Below are 21487 nucleotides of genomic sequence, written 5' to 3'. Positions count from 1 at the left end.
ATGAGTTTAATAGATTTAATTAAAACGGTTGCCGTAAAGGCTGTAGAAGCGACGAATCCCGTTCATGTGTTGTTTGGCACGGTCGTATCTGAAAGCCCCCTTGAGGTTCAAATACATCAGAAGTTGAAGCTGACCGAAGAGTTTTTGGTTATTACAGAGCGTGTAACCCAAGCTAATTTGAAACGCGCAGATAAAGTCATTTTGCTCCGCGTCCAAGGCGGACAACAATTTGTTGTTTTAGACAAGGTGGTGAAATGATGGTACTTCCTTCTGAAAACATCACAATTGAAGAAGCAGAAGTGGTGGAACCATCGGCGATTCCGTCAAAAACGTATCGCCTTGATTTTGAAAATGGCCAATGCAGTGGAATGGTTGATGGAGTAGAAGCGATTAAGCAATCCATTTTTAAAATGCTGAGCACCGATCGTTTTAAATATTTGATTTATAGCGATAATTACGGCTTTGAAAACTTGATTGGAAAAGAAAGACTATTCGTTCAAGCAGAATTGCCGCGACGAATTAAGGAAGCTGTATTGCAGGATGAGCGAGTAACAGATGTAGACGTGACGGTGCAATTTTCTGGGGATTCAGCCGTTGCGAAAATCGTGTGCTACACCGTTTATGGAAAAATAGAACTGCCGAAAGAGGTGAACGGTGTTGTTTGAAAATCAGACGTTCGAGACGATTTTACGCCGTATGCTGGATCGTATACCGGATGATATAGACAAACGAGAAGGGTCGATTATTTATGATGCTTTAGCGCCAGCTGCAATCGAATTGGCACAAATGTACGACGAGTTAGATATCGTTTTGCGCCTTGCGTTCGGAGAAACATCAACGGGCGAATATTTAGATAAGCGTGCCGCGGACTTTGGTGTATACAGAAAGCAAGCAACACCTGCTGTGCGAAAAGGAATATTTACGGATGGAAACGATGTACCGTTTAATATTCCAATCGGAAGCCGATTTAGACTAAACGATATGGTCTATGTAGCGATCGAAAAAATCACGGACGGCCAATTTCGCATGCAGGCTGAAACACCAGGAAGTGCGGGAAATCAGGAATTCGGGAATTTATTGCCGATTGAACCGATCGAGGGACTAGGGACAGCAACGTTGGCAGATGTGTTGTTTCCTGGCGAAGACGAGGAGAGCGACGAGTCACTGCGGAAACGATTTTTGCAAAAGGTACGGGAGCCAGGAACGAGCGGAAATGCGGCGGACTATAAACAATGGGCAACCGAGGTCGCAGGCGTAGGTGCGGCAAAAGTGACACCTCTTTGGAATGGTTCAGGCACGGTCAAAGTCACCATCGTCAATACGGATATGCGACCAGCTACAAATGATTTAGTTACACAAGTACAAGAATATATCGAACAAATGCGACCAATCGGAGCAACGGTGACAGTTGTTTCGGCAACGGGTAAACCAATCAGCGTTTCAGCGAATGTGATTCTTGCGTCAGGATATACGTTGCAAAACGTGCAAGACGCATTTGCGGTATCGTTGGATGAATATTTCAAAGAGATTGCTTTTTCAATGACATATGTCAGCTACGCAAAAATCGGAACACTCTTACTGAACACGCCAGGTGTCATTGATTACAATGGACTGACTGTGAATGGGGGCACGGCTAATGTCGCGTTGCAAGATGAGGAGGTTCCTGTTCGTGGGAGGGTATCAATAAGTGTCTAATCTATTTCAATATCTCCCTAATTACTATCAAGATATACGAGAATTTCAAACCTTAATAGGGACAGAGAACGAAGAAGTTGAACAATTGAGTGCTACAATAGATGAAGTTTTGGAACAGTTCTATGTTGACACAGCCACATGGGGACTTGCAAATTGGGAGCGCATTTGCGGTATCCCTGTCGATGAAAGTAAGCCGATTGAACAACGTCGTAGCGTGATCAAGTCAAAGTTACGCGGCATCGGAACAGTAACAGTCGCTCTCATTAAAAACGTCGCAGAGTCATGGTACAACGGCGAAGTCGAAGTAACTGAACAACCTTCGCTTTACACCGTAAAAATTAAATTCGTTAGCAAACTCGGAGTTCCGCCGAATTTAGCCGACATTCAAAACGCTTTGCGTGAAATTATTCCGGCTCATTTGGCGATAGACTTCGAGTTTTCTTATTTGCTAATAAAAGATGTTCATAACGTAATGACGCTTTCGCAATTGGAAGCGACAACGCTCGATAAATTTGCAGGAGGTGCATAATATTGGCGAGTAACACACCTCGATTAGGATTGTACAAGAAAGACCCTATTGCAGACGCAAATGACACGTTTAATATACAGACAATGCTGAATGACAACTGGGACAAAATTGATGGGAAAGTCGCTATCCTAGGACCAGATGGGAAAATTCTGTCGGAACAGTTGCCGCAACAGTCGCTGCCGTCTGCAAGCACAACACAAGCTGGTATTGTCCAACTCAACGACACACTGACAAGCACATCGACGACACAAGCCGCAACAGCAAATGCGGTGAAACAAGTGAATGATGCAGTTGTTGCGCATTCGGCGGAAACTGCGACAAAATTCACAAACATCAATCTCAATATCATAGACATGGCGGTTGAGCTTGAAACGTTAAAAGGAGCAACATTAAACGGTGTCACCGCCAATATTTTCATTGAAACATTTACAAACTTAAATGATATTAACTTGATGAACGGAATTTATGACAGCGCAAATAAAAGGTTGGTGCTTTAATTGAGCCAATCAGCAACAGATTTAATTTTATATAAAAAGGCAGAAGTATTACTGCACGAAGTCTATCCCGTTTTAAAAAACTTCCCAAAAGCGGAGAAGTTTGCTTTGTGTCAAGAAATTAAACAAGCATTCTACTCCCTTTTAAAATATATAATGCTTGCGAACAACGTAAAATCGAAAAGACGATTGTACCAAGAAGAAGTGGATGCATATATAAAACTTCTTCTTGTTTTGTTTAGTGTCGCTAAGAAGCAGAAATATCTTTCGCAGAAGAAACATTTATATTTCCAAACGAAAATTTTTGAACTCGGCAAATTGCTTGGCGGATGGATGAGAACTTAACATAATAGTAATCACTAGGGTTGCGGCTGTTTGGGCGCCTACCGTGCGATTCGCGGGTACTACTCGGCTCGTTACTCGGACTACCATTCGTCTGGCAATCGCAACACGAACATTGGTTGGCGCCCCGTCTTGTTAGTATTTTCGATTAGAACAGCTACGGCTTTTCTAACAGGCTTTGAAACTTCAAGGGAGCTGTAATCCTTCGCTCGAAGAGCGTAAACACATGAATAGCCATATCGCCTAGCGTAAAAGGAGGCAGCCGATATGGTGAAAAGATACGATCGTTTGTACGAGAAGATTGTTGATTTTAATAATCTTCTTTTTGCTTATAAACAGACCACAAAAGGTTCTCGAAAATTCAAGAGAGATGCTATTTTGTTTTCGATGGTCGAAGATGTGAATTTGTTTAATCTATGGAAAGAATTAAAAACAGGGGTGTATCGAGTCGGTGATTATATTCGATTCAAAGTGTATGAACCAAAAGAACGTTTAGTCAGCGCCCCACATATTCGAGATAAGATTGTTCAGTTTGCTGTGCATAACGTGATTAAAGATGTATACAAAGGCGTATTCACTAAAGATTCTTATGCTTGTCTTGAGGGGCGAGGAACACACCGAGCGGTTGAAGCTGTCCAACGATATATGAGGATGGCTGAACGCAATTTTGGTGGCGGTTGGATTGTGAAAGTGGATATTTCAAAGTTTTTCTATACAATTGACCGCGAAATATTGAAACGAATCTTACGCAAGAAAATAGCTTGCGAACGCACATTATGGCTTCTTGATACGATTATTGACAGTAGTCCAGAAGGAAAAGTTGGCATCCCTCTTGGGAATGTTACCAGTCAAGACTTTGCGAATATCTACCTTAATGAACTCGACCAATACGTGAAGCGTTATTTAGGTATCAAATATTACGTGCGCTATATGGATGATTGTATAGCAATAGTACCAACGAGAGAAGATGCGAAATTGTTAAAAGAGCGAATGATTTGGTTTTTACGAACAAAATTGAACTTAAAAGAAAACGAGAAGAAAACACAGATATTTCCTCTAAAACAAGGTGTAAATGCGTACGGTTTTAAAATATGGACAACTCATCGAAAAGTACGCGATCAATCAAAACGGGCAATGAAACGACGGATAAAAGCGATGGATCGCAAGTTAAAGGAAGGATTGCTGACGGAGAAAGAAGTGAAACAAGCTGTTGATAGCTGGCTTGGTCATGCACGCCATAGTAATTCTTACAACCTAGCAAAGAAAATATTCGCTCCATATCCGTATATAAAAGTGGAAGGAGAGATGAAGTTTGGCGAATGGAGATGTGATTAAACTTGGCACGCTGTATATGGGCGGTACAAGGATTCCTCGTCCGACAAACCCGTGGCGAAACGACGCAGAACCTTATACAGGTGCTGGTGTAGGGAATATACAGAATTATAGCGCGGGCGCTACATTAGAGATTCGAAACACGGAAATAAACTATGAAATGCAATGGATTGAAGTGAATGACGGTGGTAAAAAATATCTCGTCTGCGACCGTGTCATGCTCGTCAATATCAGTTGGGATGACTTAAACGCACAGCAATTGGTTACAGGAAAAACGGTAACGATTGACGGACAACAATATAAACTGCGATTGTTGACAGGCGGGTCAAATTATCGCAGCGGTACAGATGCTTATAGTGGCGGTTCACCCACGTCAAACGAGTGGGATAGATGGATTGTAAACGAAGCGGGATTGAGCGGATTACCTACCCCAACCGCATCAGATTTAGATTCAACGCTAAACAGTACAGATAAGAACGGGTCACATAATCAAAAATGGAATTGGATGGGCGTTTATTCATGGGTGCAGGAGACCTATACAGGAAACAGCGCCTCCCGTGCGATTCGCGGGTACATCTCGGCTCGTTTCTGGGACTACTATTCGTCTGGCTCTCGCTACACGTACATTGGTTGGCGCCCCGTCCTTGAAGTTCTGAATTCTGCCCCTGTGATTTCTGGCGCAGACGCGAATCTCGGGAATAAAGCTGCGCCTTTTACGATTGACTATACTGTCAACGACACAGATACAAGCGACACGCTCACGGTCACAGAAAAAGTTGATGCGACAACGATTCGAACGATTAGCAACGCGGTGCGAAATCAAACATATACATTCGATTTGAGTGGTGTATGGTCGAGCTTATCGCTTGGCTCGCATACAATCACAATTACTGTTGACGACGGAAAAGGCGGTACGGCAACAAGGACATATACATTCACCAAGACAGATGACCGTATTAAATTTACATTAAAAAATCCGATTCAAACATCTGTTGCGTCAAAGAAGATTGTTGTTAGTGGTGTAGTTACTGTTCCAACAGGGGCAACGCTATCTGTAAAAGTGTGTAATAACGGATTTGACACCTCGCCGACATGGGAGGACATCACAACAGCGTTCATTAACCGTCAATCTTATTCGTTTACAAATACAACAAAAACAGCTGCGAATTGGGGAATTAACATACAATTCGAGATACTGAAAGGAACAGCAACAGACCAAATCATTGTTGATGGGTTTGGTTTCTCATTCGAATGAGGAGGCGATAAACAGTGAAGAGTATTAGAATTAAAGATTTGGAGATTGTTGAACAAGAACGACAACAATCTGAAATGACGGAGAAAAGTATAGCGTTAACACTAGCGCAATTAGCGCTCGAAAACAAGAAAAAAGACGCTGTGATTGCGCAACTCACAAAAACAGTTTCTGCATTAAACATCGAAATCACGAAATGGAAAGGTGGTATGTGATATGTTCGATTTTTATAAAATCTTTTACCAAATGGGGTATCTAACAAAAGATGATGTGCATGAAGCGGCTTCATGGGGAGTTATCACATTAGAAGAGTATAAATTGATTACAGGTGAAGATTTTGTGGCGTAATAGGACGATTATGCGCAACAAGCACACTTTCACACGAGAGTGTGCTTTTATTTTTGTGGAAAGGTCGTGAGTCGATGGAAGAACGCATTCAGAAACTGGAGGCAGACATGGTGGATGTAAAAACACGCTTGGCGGTCGCGGAGTCAAACATCAAAGATATGCGTGAAGATATCCGAGCAATTAAGGATGACACAAAATGGCTACGACGTACGATCACAAACGCAATCATCGTTTCGGTGGTCGGCGGCATCGTGGCCATTCTTTTCGCGGCGATGAAAGGGGGTGGCAACATATGAATCTAAAAAAACGTTTACGAAATTACGGTCTTTGGATTAGCTTGGCATCTTTTATTCTTCTAGTCTTGCAGACATTCGGCGTTCAGATAGATGCAGGAAAATATAACACCATCGTCAATGCTGTTTTAACGTTCTTTGTTACGTTGGGGATTATCAACGACCCGACAACAGAAAATAAAGGATATGGAGATGACAAACAATGAGTGTATGGACAGAAAAGTTTATCCGAGTAAACAAGTATTCGCGTCCGGGGTTAAAACTGAAAGACGTGAAAAAACTCGTTTTGCATTGGACGGCAAATCCAGGCGCATCGGCAGCCAATCATGTCACGTATTTTGATCGCACCATCATCCAGGCACAACGATACGCCTCAGCGCACATTTTCGTTGATAAAAACGAAGCACTCAACATCATTCCTCTTGATGAAGTGGCGTACCATGCCAATGACGGCACGTATCGGGGTGTTCCAGAGCTGAAGCCAAATGCAAACTTCTTGTCTATCGGTGTGGAAATGTGCGTGGAGAAAGATGGCACATTCCATCCTGACACAATCGCTCGCACAGAAGATGTATTCGTGGAGCTGTGTAAGAAGTTTAAATTAGACCCAATCAAAGACATTGTACGGCACTACGACATCACGCACAAAAACTGCCCTGCGCCGTGGGTCAAAAATGGACAAGCATTTGAAAACTTTAAAAAGCGTGTGAAGTTGAAAATGAGCGCTGGGGATGTATATGTTGTCCAAAAAGGAGACACGCTTTCTGGCATCGCCAAAAAACACAATACAACAGTAGATGCGTTGCAGAAATTGAATGGGATTAGCAACCCGAATCTAATTCGCGTCGGGCAAAAATTGCGCGTGAAGTAACTTTCTTTAAATATAAAAAGCCCGTCTCTGTGATGAATCAGAGCGGGCTACTTTACTTTAGTAGTTTCCTTGTCTATCTTGATAGTAAATCGACAGATCGGAATGATGGGATAAGGTAAGGGATAATATTTGACAGTTTATTCTCCTTTATTGCTTTCCAGAACAGCATTAACAATAGGGTTTTTATTCCATCCAACCATAACGTCTGCGTTGTCTGACACTTTTTTCGGTATTCTTTCCTGTCCCCAAGGTTTGACGCCGATAATATATTTTTCACATGAGACAGCTGTGTCGATTTCAAAATCAATCCATTCACTATATGCAGCATACATACCAGATAGTATGATGACAATGGAGGTTGGTTTTATTTGACCCTCAAGCTCTTCTTTTAATTTCTTTTTTCCATACGTAGTGTTTGGATCAATTAGAGGGTCATGTTCAGGAACAGAATAATTCTTCCATTTAAATTGCCCTTCATCTTGAGCTTCATTAAGCCACTGCACAACTTTATGATAATGTTCGCTGTACTTCCAAGCATGACTGATAAAAATGTTATAAGTCTTCATAAAGAACATCTCCTTTATGTATGATATAATAATATTACAAGCGGAAAAATGGAGGTTTTACCTATGGAAAAAAGAAAATTTCGCAAAAAACCGGTTATTGTAGAAGCTTATCAAACCAAAGTTGAGATGACCATTCCTACAATGGAAGGCATTTTAAAAGCAAATCCCGGCGATTGGATAATTACAGGTATTCATGGCGAACAATATCCTTGTAAACCTGAGATTTTTGAAAAAACCTACGAACCAGTCACCGACTGATCATTTCTTCTCTTTTTTCAGTCGCGAGCTGAGACCAATTTACATTTTCGGACGAAATAATACTTTCCACTCTTTCTACTAAGAGTTGAAATGATTGTTCTTCATATGGTGTGGTAGATGTAAGAAATAAGTATTTTTCATGTTTGAGAAGTTCGCACGTTTGACGATAATGAAGCCAATTTTCATGAAACTTTCCTAATCTTGCTAACGAACCGCAGATTACGACTATCGAACCGAGTATTGAAATAATAATTCTGATCTGTGCGGATTCAGTTACCAAGCCATTCACTATTGGAATTAAGGAAGCGGAAATAATCTCGATAGTCTGAAAAATCATGTAACGCTTTTTTGCCTGCATGCTCTTTTTGTCATACCAGTTAATTTGTTCTGTTAACCTGCCATTTATATATTCTTCTACACTCAACGAAAGATTCTGTTTTATTAGACTTCCCCCTCTCGTTTTTTACCTGACAGGATACTTTTCGACAAAAAGAAACAAAATTCCTTTGCAATTTGTTTAAAAATTTGTATCATATGGTTACAGCGTTTTATACGACTGTCTGGCTCGTGGAATCGCTACTTAGTAGTAAGAGTACTGTAAGTGCTCCGTTCCAACGAGGGCGTCCATTAGGATGCTTGACCATTGATACAAAACCCGATCATGGTGATCGGGTTTTATTTTGTTGAAGAAAAACCTACTCCCCATGAGCAGGCTCTTTTTTTGTTTCCTCATAAACGACTTCGCAAAGATCCTCTAATGACACACCAATTATACGTGAAAGCAAATAAGCTTCCTCTAGGCTTGGCTGTGTAATGTTCTTACACCATTTATGGAAAGTTTGTTCCGATACCCCCATTTTCTCGGCCACGCGTTTTTGAATCAATCCTTTATCCTTTATCCAGTATTTTATTCTGTTGCGAAAAACACCTTTAATGGTTTCTCCCTCCCGAAAGTTAATATGACCTTATTTCTTCAACATTACTTCAATTCCTCTAATACATTAATTTAATAAAAATTAAATTAAAATTTAATTTTTAGGTATATCACCGTTTAACTGTTCATAACATGTACCAAAGACGTCGCCCAGACGTCAAAATACTGAAAGGGGAAATGGCGAATGACAAAAGAATTAGCTCAACAACTATTACAAATGAAAGACGTCTATTTGACGTCAGAGGGGAGAAAGATGCTTGAAGCTATTGTAAACGGAACAGCGTCGGTGACGTCAGCAAAATGAGCGTGTATCGTCCGACTGTCCGATACGCGCCTGTTTTTCGCGATTATGTCGATGCTGTGTTTCGAGCAACAACTTTAGACCGCAATCAAATTATTCGAGCAGCTCTTTTCACCGCAGCGCACACAAAAGAATTTCAAATGATGTTGAGGCAATATCAGAAAAAAGACGTCCCTCTCCCCTGCCCTAGTTGGACGATGACAGACCACGAATTATGGCTGGAACAATGCCCAGAAAACAGAAGAGGAGGTGAGGACGTCAATGCTAACGCCACACGAAGAAGAGAAACTTCGGTTGCTTCTGAGCATGTTGCAGGAACACAACTACAACAACACGCATCGGCCACGAATCGACGTGTCGAACCGCCTGCGCGACGAGAGGGGGAGATTTCTTCCGAACGACATCGACCTATACAGTTTCGGGAAACAGGGGGAATTGTTATTAGACTTGGATGACGTCACATATGAAGATGAACCGCCACGAGAAATAAAGCTGGTGAAGGTGGATGGTACGTATGGAACGTATCGCATTGAAGAAAAGATGAAGCCGAGCGATGTGGTGGCACTGGTGTGTTTTGTTATCGTTTTACTTATCGCTTATTTTGGTTAAAGAAGGCGGAGCGATCCGCCTTGTTTTTTCGTTGTTTTTGCGGTATCATCTCGTTAAGAAAAGTAGACGAGTCAAGTTGTTACTAACCTGTTAAAAAGTTTGCCTTGCATGGGCAAAGTTAATGACCGGATCGCTCGTTCCTTGGCTATAGACGTAAATCGTTGTTTCTGAACCGACTAAGGCGATGTCAGCGCCTCCGGAAAGAAGGGTTGTCATCGTTTTATCTCCGCCCCATGTCGTCGTTAACTCGACGTTAAGCCCTTCGTCTTTAAAAAATCCTTTGGCGAGGGCAACGTATTGTGGTGCATAGAAAATGGAGCGCGTCACTTCCGCCACGCGAACAGTTTTCGTTGGTTCTTGTTTCGTGCAGGCAATCGGAATGACTAACAGCATGGCGAATAATGACATCGTAGCGATACGTAGCCATTTTCTCATCCGTTCCTACCTCCTTTTCATGAATTTACCTTATCGTATGCTCGGGGAAAAAATGTGTGAATGCCTAAAACAGTTAGCGTGGTGAGTAGAGGGAGATGAAACAGACGCATGATTTATGATACGATAAAAGGGTAAGAATTGGGAAAGGGTGAAGATGATGGGCATGCCGTTAGAGTTTCAAACGATGATTGTGACCAAAGGGAAAGAGCAGCGGGTGAAAGATAATTTGTTTTTGCTTGAAAAAGAAGGGTACCGCATTTATCCGATCGATATCCCGCTTGAAGTGAAGCGGACGCTACAAAGTGAAACGAGCGGGCAAGCGGTCGTGAAAAAAATTGAATTGGCAAACAACCGAACGATTGTCACGTATGAACTCATTTCGCTACATTCGATTAACTAAAAAACGGGACATCTTCCTTTGGAAGACATCCCGTTTTTTCTTTAAACAATCGGTCCGCCGAGTTTTTCGATGTTCGGATCGATGTTTGTGAATTTTTTAAAGTTTTCGCGGAATTTCGCTGCGAGTTCTTTTGCTTTTTGTTCGTACGCTTCTTGATTAGCCCATGTGTTTTTCGGTTGCAACACTTCGTCCGGTACGCCTGGGACGTGTGCGGGAATTTCTAAACCGAAAATCGGGTCTTTGATTGTTTCGACATTGTTTAGTTCGCCTTCAAGCGCTGCTTGCACCATCGCGCGCGTATATTGCAGCTTCATGCGGCTGCCGACGCCGTATTCGCCGCCCGTCCAGCCGGTGTTCACTAAAAACACTTGCACATTGTGTTCATCGATTTTTCTTCCAAGCATTTCTGCATAGCGTGTGGCTGGCAATGGCAAGAACGGCGCACCGAAGCACGTCGAGAACGTCGCTTGTGGCGAAGTGATGCCGCGCTCTGTGCCGGCCAATTTGCTCGTATAGCCGCTTAAGAAGTGGTACATCGCTTGCTCTCTCGTTAATTTGCTGATTGGTGGTAATACTCCGAATGCGTCCGCCGTTAAGAAAATAATGGTCGTTGGATGGCCAGCAACGCTTGGAACAACGATGTTGTCGATTGCTTCAATTGGATAAGCGGCGCGTGTATTTTCTGTGAGCGTGCCATCGTCATAGTTCGGAATGCGCGTATGCTCATCGACAACGACGTTTTCTAGCACTGCCCCGAACCGAATGGCATCAAAAATTTGTGGCTCTTTTTCGCGTGACAAGTTAATGCATTTCGCATAGCAGCCGCCTTCAATATTAAACACGCCGCTATTCGACCAACCGTGCTCGTCATCGCCGATTAAGCGACGTTTCGGGTCGGCAGAAAGCGTCGTTTTTCCTGTGCCAGAAAGCCCAAAGAAGAGTGCAACATCGCCTTCTTGACCGACGTTGGCCGAACAATGCATCGACAAAATATTTTGCTCTGGAAGGAGATAGTTCATGACCGAGAAAATCGATTTTTTAATTTCGCCTGCGTATTCCGTCCCACCGATTAAGACAACGCGGCGTTCAAACGAAATAATAATAAACGTTTCCGATTTCGTTCCGTCTACCGCAGGATCTGCTTTAAAATTCGGTGCAGAAATGACAGTAAATTGTGCTTGATGTTCTGCCAATTCTTCTTCTGTCGGACGAATAAATAATTGATGGGCAAACAAGTTGTGCCATGCAAACTCGTTAATGACTTGAATTGGCAAGCGAGATTTCGGATCAGCGCCAGCAAATCCTTTAAAGACGAAAATTTCGTCTTTTGCCATTAAATAGTCAAGCACTTTATTGTATAATTTCTCGAATACTTCTTCCGCAATTGGCTGGTTAACGGAACCCCAATCGATTTTATCTTTTGTGGAAGCTTCTTCAACAATGTACTTATCTTTTGGGGAACGTCCTGTATATTTTCCGGTTGTTGTTGCGACGGCACCTGTCAGCGTCAACATGCCTTCTTTGCGGGCAAGAACTTTTTCCACTAATTGAGGAACGGACAAGTTTTCTTGCACATTCGATTGGTGTAGCAATACCGCCAATTTATTCGTGACGTCAACAATGCTCATATACAATACCTACCTTTTTTTTGTTAATTTATACCCTTGAAAATAGTATAACACATTCGAATAATTAGTCCATACTATTTCATGTAATTTTTGTTTTTATTTTTGTCTATTTTGTTGCAAACTTTTCATGGCGTTTTTTTCTACGGCAATCCGCAAAAAAAATTTGAAACGAGGTTGACTTTTTTTTATTATTTAAGCTATGATAACATATTGAACGGTTACTCTTATCCCGAGTTGGTGGAGGGACAGGCCCGATGAAACCCAGCAACCGTCACAACAATTGTACATGTGAAATGGTGCTAACCTGTGGCAAGGCAACGCCCTTGAACGATAAGAGTGAAAGGCTCGATAAGAATGCAATCACCTTTCCTCGCAGTTGAAGGAAAGGTTTTTTCGTTGATAGACGTGGGAAAATGAGTGCCGTATCAATTTTTAAAAGGGGCACAAGACACGCTCCATGATGAACAGAAAAGAGGAGGAAATTGACGAATGTCAGCAAAACGCCGTTTATTTACTTCGGAATCTGTAACAGAAGGCCATCCGGACAAAATTTGTGACCAAATTTCTGACGCGATTTTAGACGCGATTTTAGCGAAAGACCCAAATGCGCGCGTCGCATGCGAAACGAGCGTAACAACTGGCTTAGTATTAGTGAGTGGAGAAATTACGACATCGACGTACGTGGATATTCCGAAAATTGTTCGTGAGACGGTTCGCGAAATCGGCTATACGCGGGCGAAGTTTGGATTTGACGCGGATACGTGCGCGGTGTTGACTTCGATTGATGAGCAATCGCCAGACATTGCCATGGGCGTAGATAAAGCGTTGGAGGCGCGCGAAGGTCAGATGACTGACGAAGAAATCGAAGCAATTGGCGCAGGCGACCAAGGGTTAATGTTTGGCTTTGCTTGCAATGAAACGAAAGAACTCATGCCGCTACCGATTTCATTGGCACACAAATTAGCGCGCCGCTTAGCGGAAGTTCGCAAAGAAGACATTTTGCCGTACTTGCGTCCAGACGGAAAAACACAAGTAACGGTCGAGTACGATGAGAACGGCAAACCGGTTCGCATCGACACCATTGTCGTTTCAACGCAGCATCACCCAGAAATTACACAAGACCAAATTGTGCGCAACATTAAAGAGCATGTCATTCAACCGGTCGTTCCAGCAGAGTTAATTGACGAAAATACGAAATACTTCATCAACCCAACAGGCCGCTTCGTCATCGGTGGTCCACAAGGGGACGCGGGATTAACAGGCCGCAAAATTATCGTCGACACATACGGCGGATACGCTCGTCACGGCGGCGGTGCGTTCTCTGGAAAAGACCCGACAAAAGTAGACCGTTCGGCGGCATACGCGGCTCGTTATGTGGCGAAAAACATCGTTGCTGCTGGTCTGGCGGATAAATGCGAAGTGCAACTAGCGTATGCGATCGGTGTTGCAAAGCCAGTATCGATTTCGATTGACACGTTTGGCACAGGCAAAGTATCTGAAGACATTTTAATTGAAGTTGTCCGCAACAACTTCGACCTTCGCCCAGCAGGCATCATTAAAATGCTAGACTTGCGCCGTCCGATTTACAAACAAACAGCTGCTTACGGTCACTTTGGACGCACAGACATCGACCTTCCGTGGGAGCGTACAGATAAAGCAGAAGCGTTAAAAGAGCAAGCACTTGCGTTAGCGAAGTAAAAACGGAAAGAGAGTTACGAATCGTAGCTCTCTTTCTCTTTTCCTGAAACGAAATCTTTCTTATATTCGACTAATTGTTAACTGCTTCTGGCTAAACTAAATGTAATCGTTTGTCTAAAGATGTGGTATAATTCTTAAGTTGAAACACAAAAAAAGTAGGTGACAACGTCATGTGCGGGTTTATTGGATGTATTTATGATGAACCGAAAACAATGGATGAACAATGGAAACAAACGTTTACAGAGATGAATGATATCATTACCCATCGTGGGCCGGATGATGACGGGTATTTTTTTGATGACTACGTCCATTTCGGCTTTCGACGGCTCAGCATTATTGATTTAGAAGCGGGGCATCAGCCGCTTTCTTATGAAAACGAGCGATATTGGATTATTTTTAATGGGGAAATTTATAACTACGTCGAATTGCGCGAAGAACTATTGGAACAAGGGTATACATTTTCCACTCATTCGGATACAGAAGTGATTATCGCTCTTTATAGCCATGCGAAAGAAAAAGCGGTTGAAAAGCTGCGCGGCATGTTTGCTTTTGTCATTTGGGATAAAGAAGAAAAGACGATTTTTGCCGCGCGCGACCCGTTTGGTATTAAACCGTTTTTCTATTTTGAACAAAACGGACGTACGTTTTTTGCGTCGGAGAAAAAGAGCATTTTGCATGCGCTTGGGCATGATTCCCTTCATTACGATGCATTGCAACATTATTTAACGTTCCAATATGTTCCTGAGCCGTTCACGATGTCAGCGGATATTCGGAAGCTAGAGCCTGGTCATTATATGCAAAAGAAAATCGGGGAGCCGTTAACGATTCATCCATACTGGAAAGCAACGTTTCACCCGATTGTGCAAACAGAAGAGGAACTAGTAAAAGAAATTCGCGATGTGTTGTTTGACTCGGTGAAAGTGCATATGCGAAGCGACGTCCCGGTCGGGTCGTTTTTGTCTGGTGGCATCGATTCATCGCTTATCGCATCGATTGCAAAACACTTTCATCCAAATATTAAAACATTTTCGGTCGGCTTTGAACGGGAAGGGTTTAGTGAAATCGATGTAGCAAAAGAAACGGCGGCAAAACTAGGAGTAGAAAATATTAGCTACGTTATCTCCCCGCAAGAATATATGGACGAACTGCCAAAAATTATGTGGCATATGGACGACCCGCTTGCCGATCCGGCCGCTGTGCCGCTTTATTTCGTTGCACGAGAGGCGAGAAAGCACGTAACAGTTGTATTGTCCGGGGAAGGAGCAGATGAGTTGTTTGGCGGCTACAACATTTATCGTGAACCGCAGTCGCTAGAAGTGTTTGAACGGATGCCGAATGCAGCAAAATCCGCGCTGCGCGTCATTGCCCGCCTGCTCCCGGATGGAGTGAAAGGAAAAAGCTTTATTGAGCGCGGCTTAACGCCGATGGAAGAACGGTATATCGGCAACGCGAAAATGTTTAGCGAAGCGGAAAAACAAGAGTTGTTAAAAAGCTATCGCGATGGGCTAGATTATACGACAGTGACCCGTCCGCTTTATGAACAAACAACAAATTATCCACCAGTGAACCGAATGCAATATGTCGACATTCATACGTGGCTACGCGGTGATATTTTATTGAAGGCAGACAAAATGACGATGGCACATTCGCTTGAATTGCGCGTGCCGTTTTTAGATAAAGAAGTATTTGCTGTCGCTGCCAAAATCGCACCGGAATGGAAAACAGCAAACAATACGACCAAATATATTTTACGGAAAGCGGCGGAAGGAATTGTTCCTGATCATGTCTTGCATCGTAAAAAACTAGGATTCCCAGTTCCAATTCGCCATTGGCTAAAAAACGAAATGTACGATTGGGCGAAGACAATCATCAAAGAAAGCGATACGGATCACTTGTTCCGAAAAGATGTGCTCTATCGCTTATTAGAAGAGCATTGTGCGAATAAAGCTGACCATAGCCGAAAAATTTGGACAGTGCTTGCCTTTATGGTTTGGCATCAAGTGTATATCGAAAAAAAATATGATTTTGCGCATGAAAAAAGAGACAAGCAACCCGTATCGATTTAACAACCGAAAAGCCTCCCCATCACGGTAGATGGGAGAGGTTTATTTCGGCTGATACGTAATGGCTTGTTTCCCCATTTGCACCCAAGCGGCTAAAAAGTCGTCTTTCGGTGCTTTTTTATTTTTTTGGTCGGAAAGCGGATCATTGAAATAAATGTAGTCTTGGTCATAGCCGGTAATGACAACAGAATGTTCGTAATACGTAATTTTAATGGGACCATTCGGGGTATCCCATTCGCGAAACGCAGATTCCGGAAGCGCTCGAAACGTACTGTTTGTAATAACTAAAACGGGAGCGCCTTGCGATAAATATTTTTGCAGCTCAGAAAAATCGCTACCGGTGAGATTAACGATTCGATTTGGCAAATATTGCTTCGCTAGTTCCTCAATCGGCTCATGATATACGCCAAGCCCAGGGGTCGTGAGCGAATACATGTCGCCAACAAATCCGTTATGTGGATTACCGAAATATACTTTGCCGTTGCGGCGCTGAAAAGGGGTCGGGTCTTTTTTTATTTGTTTGGCAAGCGTCGTTTTATCGACTTGTACACCTGCGTCTTGCAGAAGCATCGCAAGGCTCGTTACTTCACAGCCACGCGGCAATTCTGGCAGTTGTTGAATGAGCGGGACGTCAAGCAACACAAACGGCTTAATCTCATTTTCTTCCAACGAAGCAACGATTCGACGTAACGGTACGGTCTTTTTTATATAATCGGACTGTTTCCATTGTTCGATTGCTTGTTGGATTTGTTGCTGCCATAGTAACGGAACGGCTAACACTGCTATGCAAAAGAAAACAGTGGCAGTTTTCCAGAGCGATTTTAGCCAATATACGACACTAACGACTATTAGGATTGTTAATAATAGGAAAAGTACGTACATATAGCTAACTCCCTAGTTTATGAATTTCTTCTCCTATCATAACATATAAGCAATGAAAAAACGGTGAAAAATATGTGGAAACCCCGTTAGTTGTTATGTTGGAGCGATTTGTAATATTGCCCTTTTTCCACATATTCACGGCGAATGCGTGCCATTTCGCGTTCATCGTCTTCTGTTAATTCACGAACGACTTTGGCAGGGCGTCCGAACGCGAGTGTGCGCGGCGGAATTTTTTTGCCTTGTGGGACGAGGCTTCCAGCACCGATAAACGCCCCTTCTCCAATTTCTGCTCCATCAAGGATGATAGCACCCATGCCAATTAATGCGTTTTTGCGGATGATGGCGCTATGCAAAATGACTTGATGCCCGACGGTTACATCGTCTTCGATAATGAGCGGATTGTTTGGACTTTGATGCAAAACTGAGTTATCTTGAATATTGACACGGTTGCCGATGATTGTCGGTGCGACATCGCCGCGAATGACAGTATTAAACCAAATACTTGTTTCCTCGCCGATTGTTACATCGCCAGTAATGGTTACATAGTCAGCAATAAACGCCGATTGCGCGATTTTTGGATATTTGTCTTTATATGGGTAAATCATTGCTTTCTTCCTTCCTTTTTCAGTATGTATTATAAGTGTACAAACTTTTTTTTCATTCGTAAACGAAAGCGAGGGATTTTTATGTGGAAATGGGAAGCGACAGAGCCGAAAGGAGTTGTCGTAATTGTTCACGGGGCGGCAGAGCATCATGGCCGATACAAGTGGCTAATCGAAATGTTTCGCTTGAGCGGGTTTCATGTCGTTATGGGGGATTTGCCAGGTCAAGGGACGACGACGCGAAGAAAGCGAGGGCATATTCAGTCGTTTGATGAGTATATAAACGAAATGGCGGAGTGGGTCGAAGCCGCAAAAGCGTTTCATTTGCCGATTTTCCTTCTTGGTCATAGCATGGGCGGGCTTGTCGTCATTCGGACGCTGCAAGAAAAGCATCTCCCAATAAGTGGCGTTCTTTTATCGTCGCCATGTTTAGGGCTTGTCACCTATCCGTCCAAAGGGCTTGATGCTTTGTCGAAAATGTTGAATTATGTTGCGCCTGCGATGTTGTTTGACTCTGGACTGTCGGTGGAGCTGGCGACGCGAAATGAAGAAGTGCGCGAAATGGACAAAAATGATTCGCTTTATGTGACAAGAGTATCTGTCCGTTGGTATCGTGAGCTAGTAAAAGCGATGAAGCTCGCTCGACGCAATATTGACAAATTTCCCGATGTTCCGCTGTTGCTTATGCAGGGAGGCGACGATAAAATTGTGGACAAGACCGCTGTCAAACAATGGTTTGACGATCTACCAATTTCAGAAAAAGTATATAAAGAATGGGATTCGCTGTATCATGAAATTTTTAATGAGCCGGAGCGTGAGGATGTGTTTTTGTACGCGAAAACATTTTTTGACACACAGCTAATGCTTCGGAGAACATAGTTGAGGTGAGGTTGTTGAGTATTCCGACGCATCCTGTTTCATTAATGAAAAACGTCTATCGCGATGTGTTTCCAATCGTCCATCGTGAATTGGCGTTTTGGCGAAAAAAAGCGGAGAACATTCCTGATCCGGAATTGCGCAAACAAGCGCTCGCAAGCATGAATACAAAAACATTTCATTGCGAAGGCGGCGCGATTTTGGCGTTACTAGCAGAAGCGAATCGAGAAGAATGCATCCGGTTTATTGTCGCCTATCAAACGATTAGCGATTATCTTGATAATTTATGCGACCGAAGCACATCGCTAGATCCGTTAGACTTTCGCGCCCTTCATGATTCGATGCCCGATGCGTTATGTGTCGATGCTGTTCCGACGAATTATTACCGGTATCGAAGCGAACAAAACGATGGCGGCTATTTACATGAACTTGTCTATACGTGCCAAGATGTATTGAAAAAAGTCGTTCATTATGACACGATTGCGCCGCTTTTAAAAGAACTGGCGGGATATTATTGCGATTTGCAAGTACATAAACATGTGAAACAAGAAGAACGCATTCCGCGGTTGACACAATGGTTTGCGCAGCATAAAAACAACCTCCCGCCAATGGAATGGTACGAGTTTTCTGCATGTTCGGGTTCGACGCTCGGTATCTTTTGTTTAGTGGCATATGCGTTCAATGAATCGTTTTCGAAAGAGTTAGCATACCGCGTTCGTGATGGCTATTTTCCGTACATTCAAGGCTTGCATATTTTGCTTGACTATTTTATTGACCAAGAAGAAGACCGGCTTGGCGGCGATTTAAATTTTTGTTTTTATTATCCAAACGATGTCGTGTTATTGGAACGGCTATGTCACTTTATGGAGGAAGCAGAGCGGTGTCTTTCAGAGTTGCCGCACGGGGCATTTCATCGGTTGATTCATCGCGGGCTATTAGGGTTGTATTTATCAGATGAAAAAGCCCGGGCGCATTCGAACATACGTCAGCTAGCAAAACAGTTGCTTCGTGTGGGTGGTCCTATTTCTCGCTTTTTTTACTGGAACGGTCGCCTATATCGCACATGGCAAAAATGGGCGTAAACGATCTTTTTGGCGTTGAACAAAGAAGGCTGCCTTTCGTTGGAGGCAGCCTATTGTCGTTTTTCAATCGCAATAATAAATGGCGGATGGTTGATTTGGTTGATAAACTGATAACGCAGTACGTGTGCGCGCTGCTGGTCAATCGTTTCGACATAGGAAAGCAACGCATCGCGCTCGATGGCTCCTTCTGGATGGCCGTGGTAAATGACGAGTACGATAATTCCTTCCGGTGCCATGATGTGAAGTAATTGTTCTACTGCACGAATCGTTGAATCGGGTTTCGTGACAATTTGCTTGTTTCCGCCTGGTAAGTACCCGAGATTGAAAATGGCGCCGGTAATGCGTCCATGATAGTCGGTCGGAATTGCGTCGCACAATTCATCATGGCTTTTTTGAAATAATGTCACTTGTTCCAGCGCTTGATGTTCTTTTAGACGGGCAACCGTATTTTCAATCGCTTGTGCTTGAATATCGAAGCCGAAAACGCGTCCTGTTTTCCCGACGCGTTCAGCTAAATAAAGCGTATCGTGTCCGTTGCCGACTGTAGCATCGACTGCGACGTCTCCGGGTTGGACAGCAAGGTCAAGCAGCGAGCGAGCAAACGGCAAAATACGGGCAAGCTTCATCGGGAAATCGCCTCTTTTTTATAATATTTTCCTTGGTAGCTATTGCGTCGTTCGAGTTCGGCATCAATGGCATTTAATACTTCCCATTTATTGACGCTCCACATTGGACCGATCATTAAGTCAATCGGACCGTCGCCAGTAATTCGATGGACGACCATTTCCGGCGGTAAAATTTCGAGTTGGTCGCAAACGAGTTGAACGTATTCCTCAAACGATAAAAACGTTAGCATTCCTTTTTCATATTGTTTTACCATCGGTGTCCCTTTTAATAAGTGAAGCAAATGAATTTTAATGCCTTGCACGTCTAAGTTGGCGACCGTTTTGGCAGTTTCCATCATCATGTCATAGTCCTCAAGCGGCAATCCATTAATAATATGGGAACAAACACGAATGCCGTGTTTGCGAAGTTTTTGCACCCCTTCGACGTAGCAGGCGAAATCATGCGCGTGGTTAATGAGGAGCGCTGTTCGTTCGTGAACCGTTTGCAAGCCAAGCTCGACCCATAAATATGTGCGCTCGTTTAGTTCCGCCAAATAGTCAACGACATCGTCCGGCAAGCAGTCAGGACGTGTCGCAATCGACAACCCGACGACGCCGTCTAATTGTAAGACGGTTTCGTATTTTTCACGCAACACATCGACAGGGGCATGGGTGTTCGTGAACGCTTGGAAATATGCTAAATATTTTCCATCTTTCCATTTGGCGTGCATTTTTTCTTTAATGTCTTGAAATTGGGTCACTAAGTCATCGGCGCGGTTGCCGGCAAAGTCGCCAGAGCCAGCCGCACTGCAAAATGTACAGCCACCGTATGCGACCGTACCGTCGCGATTCGGGCAATCAAAGCCGCCGTCGAGGGCGACTTTAAACACTTTATGGCCGAACGTTTGCCGCAAATGATAGTTCCACGTATGGTATCGCTTATTGTCATTGGTATATGGAAAAGGATTCATCGTCATCACCTTGTATTTACTGATAGTTGTCATTTTAGCATTGTAGCATGATTCAGCCGAAAAATCGACAATTTCCAATCATTAGCGTCATAACGAGAAAGAGAAGTGCGCACATTAAAAATGGACAACTTTTTAGGTGGAGGGAAGACGATGGCGACGCGGCAATCAGTAGATGAGTTTTTACAGCATTGTGAAGATGTCATTCGGTTTGCGAAAGAGCAATATAACGAGGCACAGCGGCAAGAACATGACAATGACATAGAATACATGAACGCGCAACAAATGCTTGAGCAGGCAGTAAATGATTTAGCCCATTTGGCGTTGAGTTGTAACGCCCAGCAGCGCGAACAGTTGCATCGGATGCGCTTACAGCTTGAGCAATTGCAAAACGACATGATTTTATTAGACCATTAAAGGAGAC

The 21487-nt window shown here is 43.3% G+C and carries 29 protein-coding genes, 1 pseudogene and 1 riboswitch; of the genes and pseudogenes, 21 read left to right on the top strand and 9 right to left on the bottom strand.

Annotated features, from left to right (window positions below; all coding sequences use genetic code 11):
* From GGR02_RS08845 to GGR02_RS08785, 13 genes are all read left to right on the top strand, one after another.
* On the top strand, positions 1–258 hold the full coding sequence (locus GGR02_RS08845; protein WP_183184367.1) for a DUF2577 domain-containing protein: 258 nt from the start codon (positions 1–3) through the stop codon (positions 256–258).
* Positions 258–665 carry a DUF2634 domain-containing protein gene (locus GGR02_RS08840; RefSeq protein WP_033020564.1) on the top strand — a complete coding sequence of 136 codons (408 nt, stop codon included), beginning with the start codon at positions 258–260 and terminating at the stop codon, positions 663–665. The genes GGR02_RS08845 and GGR02_RS08840 overlap by 1 nt, the downstream gene beginning before the upstream one ends.
* Positions 658–1695 (top strand): baseplate J/gp47 family protein, encoded by a 1038-nt coding sequence (locus GGR02_RS08835; RefSeq protein WP_183184399.1) that lies wholly within the window; start codon positions 658–660, stop codon positions 1693–1695. The genes GGR02_RS08840 and GGR02_RS08835 overlap by 8 nt, the downstream gene beginning before the upstream one ends.
* Entirely contained in the window at positions 1688–2224 is a 537-nt protein-coding gene (locus GGR02_RS08830) for a YmfQ family protein (RefSeq protein ID WP_183184366.1), read from the top strand. The genes GGR02_RS08835 and GGR02_RS08830 overlap by 8 nt, the downstream gene beginning before the upstream one ends.
* Before the next feature lie 2 nt (positions 2225–2226).
* Complete coding sequence (locus GGR02_RS17290) at positions 2227–2721, top strand: tail fiber protein (RefSeq protein ID WP_229706163.1); 495 nt, start codon at positions 2227–2229, stop codon at positions 2719–2721.
* Positions 2722–3063, top strand: coding sequence for a diversity-generating retroelement protein Avd (gene avd, locus GGR02_RS08820; protein WP_183184365.1), 342 nt, complete (start codon positions 2722–2724; stop codon positions 3061–3063). It abuts the gene before it with no gap.
* Between the two features lie 264 nt (positions 3064–3327).
* Positions 3328–4395 carry a reverse transcriptase domain-containing protein gene (locus GGR02_RS08815; protein WP_183184364.1) on the top strand — a complete coding sequence of 356 codons (1068 nt, stop codon included), beginning with the start codon at positions 3328–3330 and terminating at the stop codon, positions 4393–4395.
* Complete coding sequence (locus GGR02_RS08810; protein WP_229706162.1) at positions 4373–5647, top strand: Ig-like domain-containing protein; 1275 nt, start codon at positions 4373–4375, stop codon at positions 5645–5647. Before GGR02_RS08815 ends, GGR02_RS08810 begins: the two co-directional genes overlap by 23 nt.
* Positions 5648–5661: 14 nt before the next feature.
* Complete coding sequence (locus GGR02_RS08805; RefSeq protein WP_183184363.1) at positions 5662–5859, top strand: hypothetical protein; 198 nt, start codon at positions 5662–5664, stop codon at positions 5857–5859.
* Position 5860: 1 nt separating this feature from the next.
* On the top strand, positions 5861–5992 hold the full coding sequence (locus tag GGR02_RS08800) for an XkdX family protein (protein WP_183184362.1): 132 nt from the start codon (positions 5861–5863) through the stop codon (positions 5990–5992).
* Between the two features lie 74 nt (positions 5993–6066).
* The gene (locus GGR02_RS08795) at positions 6067–6288 is read left to right on the top strand and encodes a hemolysin XhlA family protein (RefSeq protein WP_183184361.1); all 222 of its coding nucleotides are present in this window, start codon (positions 6067–6069) and stop codon (positions 6286–6288) included.
* Positions 6285–6491 (top strand): phage holin, encoded by a 207-nt coding sequence (locus GGR02_RS08790; protein WP_183184360.1) that lies wholly within the window; start codon positions 6285–6287, stop codon positions 6489–6491. The genes GGR02_RS08795 and GGR02_RS08790 overlap by 4 nt, the downstream gene beginning before the upstream one ends.
* Positions 6488–7156, top strand: a complete 669-nt coding sequence (locus tag GGR02_RS08785; RefSeq protein WP_183184359.1) for an N-acetylmuramoyl-L-alanine amidase — start codon at positions 6488–6490, stop codon at positions 7154–7156. Before GGR02_RS08790 ends, GGR02_RS08785 begins: the two co-directional genes overlap by 4 nt.
* Positions 7157–7293: 137 nt before the next feature.
* Here GGR02_RS08785 and GGR02_RS08780 read toward each other — a convergent pair whose 3' ends face one another.
* On the bottom strand, positions 7294–7722 hold the full coding sequence (locus GGR02_RS08780) for a TIR domain-containing protein (RefSeq protein WP_221210773.1): 429 nt from the start codon (positions 7720–7722) through the stop codon (positions 7294–7296).
* Between the two features lie 63 nt (positions 7723–7785).
* On the opposite strand from GGR02_RS08780, the gene GGR02_RS08775 reads away from it, so the two are divergent.
* The gene (locus tag GGR02_RS08775; RefSeq protein ID WP_183184357.1) at positions 7786–7980 is read left to right on the top strand and encodes a hypothetical protein; all 195 of its coding nucleotides are present in this window, start codon (positions 7786–7788) and stop codon (positions 7978–7980) included.
* Here GGR02_RS08775 and GGR02_RS08770 read toward each other — a convergent pair.
* Positions 7970–8404, bottom strand: a complete 435-nt coding sequence (locus tag GGR02_RS08770) for a DUF4231 domain-containing protein (RefSeq protein WP_183184356.1) — start codon at positions 8402–8404, stop codon at positions 7970–7972. The two genes, GGR02_RS08775 and GGR02_RS08770, sit on opposite strands and share 11 nt — an antisense overlap.
* Positions 8405–8675: 271 nt before the next feature.
* Positions 8676–8891: a helix-turn-helix transcriptional regulator gene (locus GGR02_RS08765; RefSeq protein WP_268238445.1), complete on the bottom strand. Its 216-nt coding sequence runs from the start codon at positions 8889–8891 to the stop codon at positions 8676–8678.
* Between the two features lie 585 nt (positions 8892–9476).
* Between GGR02_RS08765 and GGR02_RS17515 the strand changes: the two genes are divergently transcribed.
* Positions 9477–9824, top strand: coding sequence for a hypothetical protein (locus GGR02_RS17515; RefSeq protein WP_229706160.1), 348 nt, complete (start codon positions 9477–9479; stop codon positions 9822–9824).
* A gap of 96 nt (positions 9825–9920) precedes the next feature.
* Here the strand turns inward: GGR02_RS17515 and GGR02_RS08755 are convergent.
* Positions 9921–10369, bottom strand: a pseudogene (locus GGR02_RS08755) (ABC transporter substrate-binding protein); the annotation flags it as partial.
* Positions 10370–10416: 47 nt separating this feature from the next.
* Here GGR02_RS08755 and GGR02_RS08750 point away from each other — a divergent pair.
* A complete protein-coding gene (locus tag GGR02_RS08750) occupies positions 10417–10659 on the top strand; it encodes a DUF2584 domain-containing protein (protein ID WP_183184355.1) in 243 nt (80 codons plus the stop codon).
* A 41-nt stretch (positions 10660–10700) separates the two neighbouring features.
* Here the strand turns inward: GGR02_RS08750 and pckA are convergent, their stop codons facing one another.
* The gene (gene pckA / locus GGR02_RS08745) at positions 10701–12287 is read right to left on the bottom strand and encodes a phosphoenolpyruvate carboxykinase (ATP) (RefSeq protein ID WP_183184354.1); all 1587 of its coding nucleotides are present in this window, start codon (positions 12285–12287) and stop codon (positions 10701–10703) included.
* Between the two features lie 221 nt (positions 12288–12508).
* Positions 12509–12624: riboswitch (SAM riboswitch) on the top strand.
* Between the two features lie 152 nt (positions 12625–12776).
* Here pckA and metK point away from each other — a divergent pair.
* Together metK and asnB are read left to right on the top strand one after the other, a co-directional pair.
* Positions 12777–13985, top strand: coding sequence for a methionine adenosyltransferase (gene metK, locus GGR02_RS08740; RefSeq protein WP_183184353.1), 1209 nt, complete (start codon positions 12777–12779; stop codon positions 13983–13985).
* A gap of 170 nt (positions 13986–14155) precedes the next feature.
* Entirely contained in the window at positions 14156–16051 is a 1896-nt protein-coding gene (gene asnB, locus GGR02_RS08735; RefSeq protein ID WP_183184352.1) for an asparagine synthase (glutamine-hydrolyzing), read from the top strand.
* A gap of 39 nt (positions 16052–16090) precedes the next feature.
* Here the strand turns inward: asnB and GGR02_RS08730 are convergent, their stop codons facing one another.
* Entirely contained in the window at positions 16091–16930 is an 840-nt protein-coding gene (locus GGR02_RS08730) for a C39 family peptidase (RefSeq protein ID WP_183184351.1), read from the bottom strand.
* A gap of 86 nt (positions 16931–17016) precedes the next feature.
* Positions 17017–17535 carry a gamma carbonic anhydrase gene (locus GGR02_RS08725; RefSeq protein ID WP_183184350.1) on the bottom strand — a complete coding sequence of 173 codons (519 nt, stop codon included), beginning with the start codon at positions 17533–17535 and terminating at the stop codon, positions 17017–17019.
* An 81-nt stretch (positions 17536–17616) separates the two neighbouring features.
* On the opposite strand from GGR02_RS08725, the gene GGR02_RS08720 reads away from it, so the two are divergent.
* Positions 17617–18411 carry an alpha/beta hydrolase gene (locus tag GGR02_RS08720; protein WP_183184349.1) on the top strand — a complete coding sequence of 265 codons (795 nt, stop codon included), beginning with the start codon at positions 17617–17619 and terminating at the stop codon, positions 18409–18411.
* 14 nt (positions 18412–18425) lie between these two features.
* Positions 18426–19490, top strand: a complete 1065-nt coding sequence (locus GGR02_RS08715) for a tetraprenyl-beta-curcumene synthase family protein (protein WP_183184348.1) — start codon at positions 18426–18428, stop codon at positions 19488–19490.
* A 50-nt stretch (positions 19491–19540) separates the two neighbouring features.
* Here GGR02_RS08715 and GGR02_RS08710 read toward each other — a convergent pair whose 3' ends face one another.
* Both GGR02_RS08710 and GGR02_RS08705 read right to left on the bottom strand, forming a co-directional pair.
* On the bottom strand, positions 19541–20116 hold the full coding sequence (locus GGR02_RS08710) for a class I SAM-dependent methyltransferase (protein ID WP_183184347.1): 576 nt from the start codon (positions 20114–20116) through the stop codon (positions 19541–19543).
* On the bottom strand, positions 20113–21066 hold the full coding sequence (locus GGR02_RS08705; RefSeq protein ID WP_183184346.1) for a TIGR01212 family radical SAM protein: 954 nt from the start codon (positions 21064–21066) through the stop codon (positions 20113–20115). The genes GGR02_RS08710 and GGR02_RS08705 overlap by 4 nt, the downstream gene beginning before the upstream one ends.
* A 150-nt stretch (positions 21067–21216) precedes the next feature.
* Here GGR02_RS08705 and GGR02_RS08700 point away from each other — a divergent pair, with 150 nt between their 5' ends.
* Positions 21217–21480 carry a YtzC family protein gene (locus tag GGR02_RS08700; protein WP_183184396.1) on the top strand — a complete coding sequence of 88 codons (264 nt, stop codon included), beginning with the start codon at positions 21217–21219 and terminating at the stop codon, positions 21478–21480.
* The last annotated feature ends 7 nt before the right edge of the window (positions 21481–21487 follow it).

The organism is Anoxybacteroides voinovskiense (assembly GCF_014196205.1).
Classification (GTDB): domain Bacteria; phylum Bacillota; class Bacilli; order Bacillales; family Anoxybacillaceae; genus Anoxybacteroides; species Anoxybacteroides voinovskiense.
Note: the sequence above shows the minus strand (reverse complement) of the source record. Positions and strands in the feature narration are given on the sequence as shown.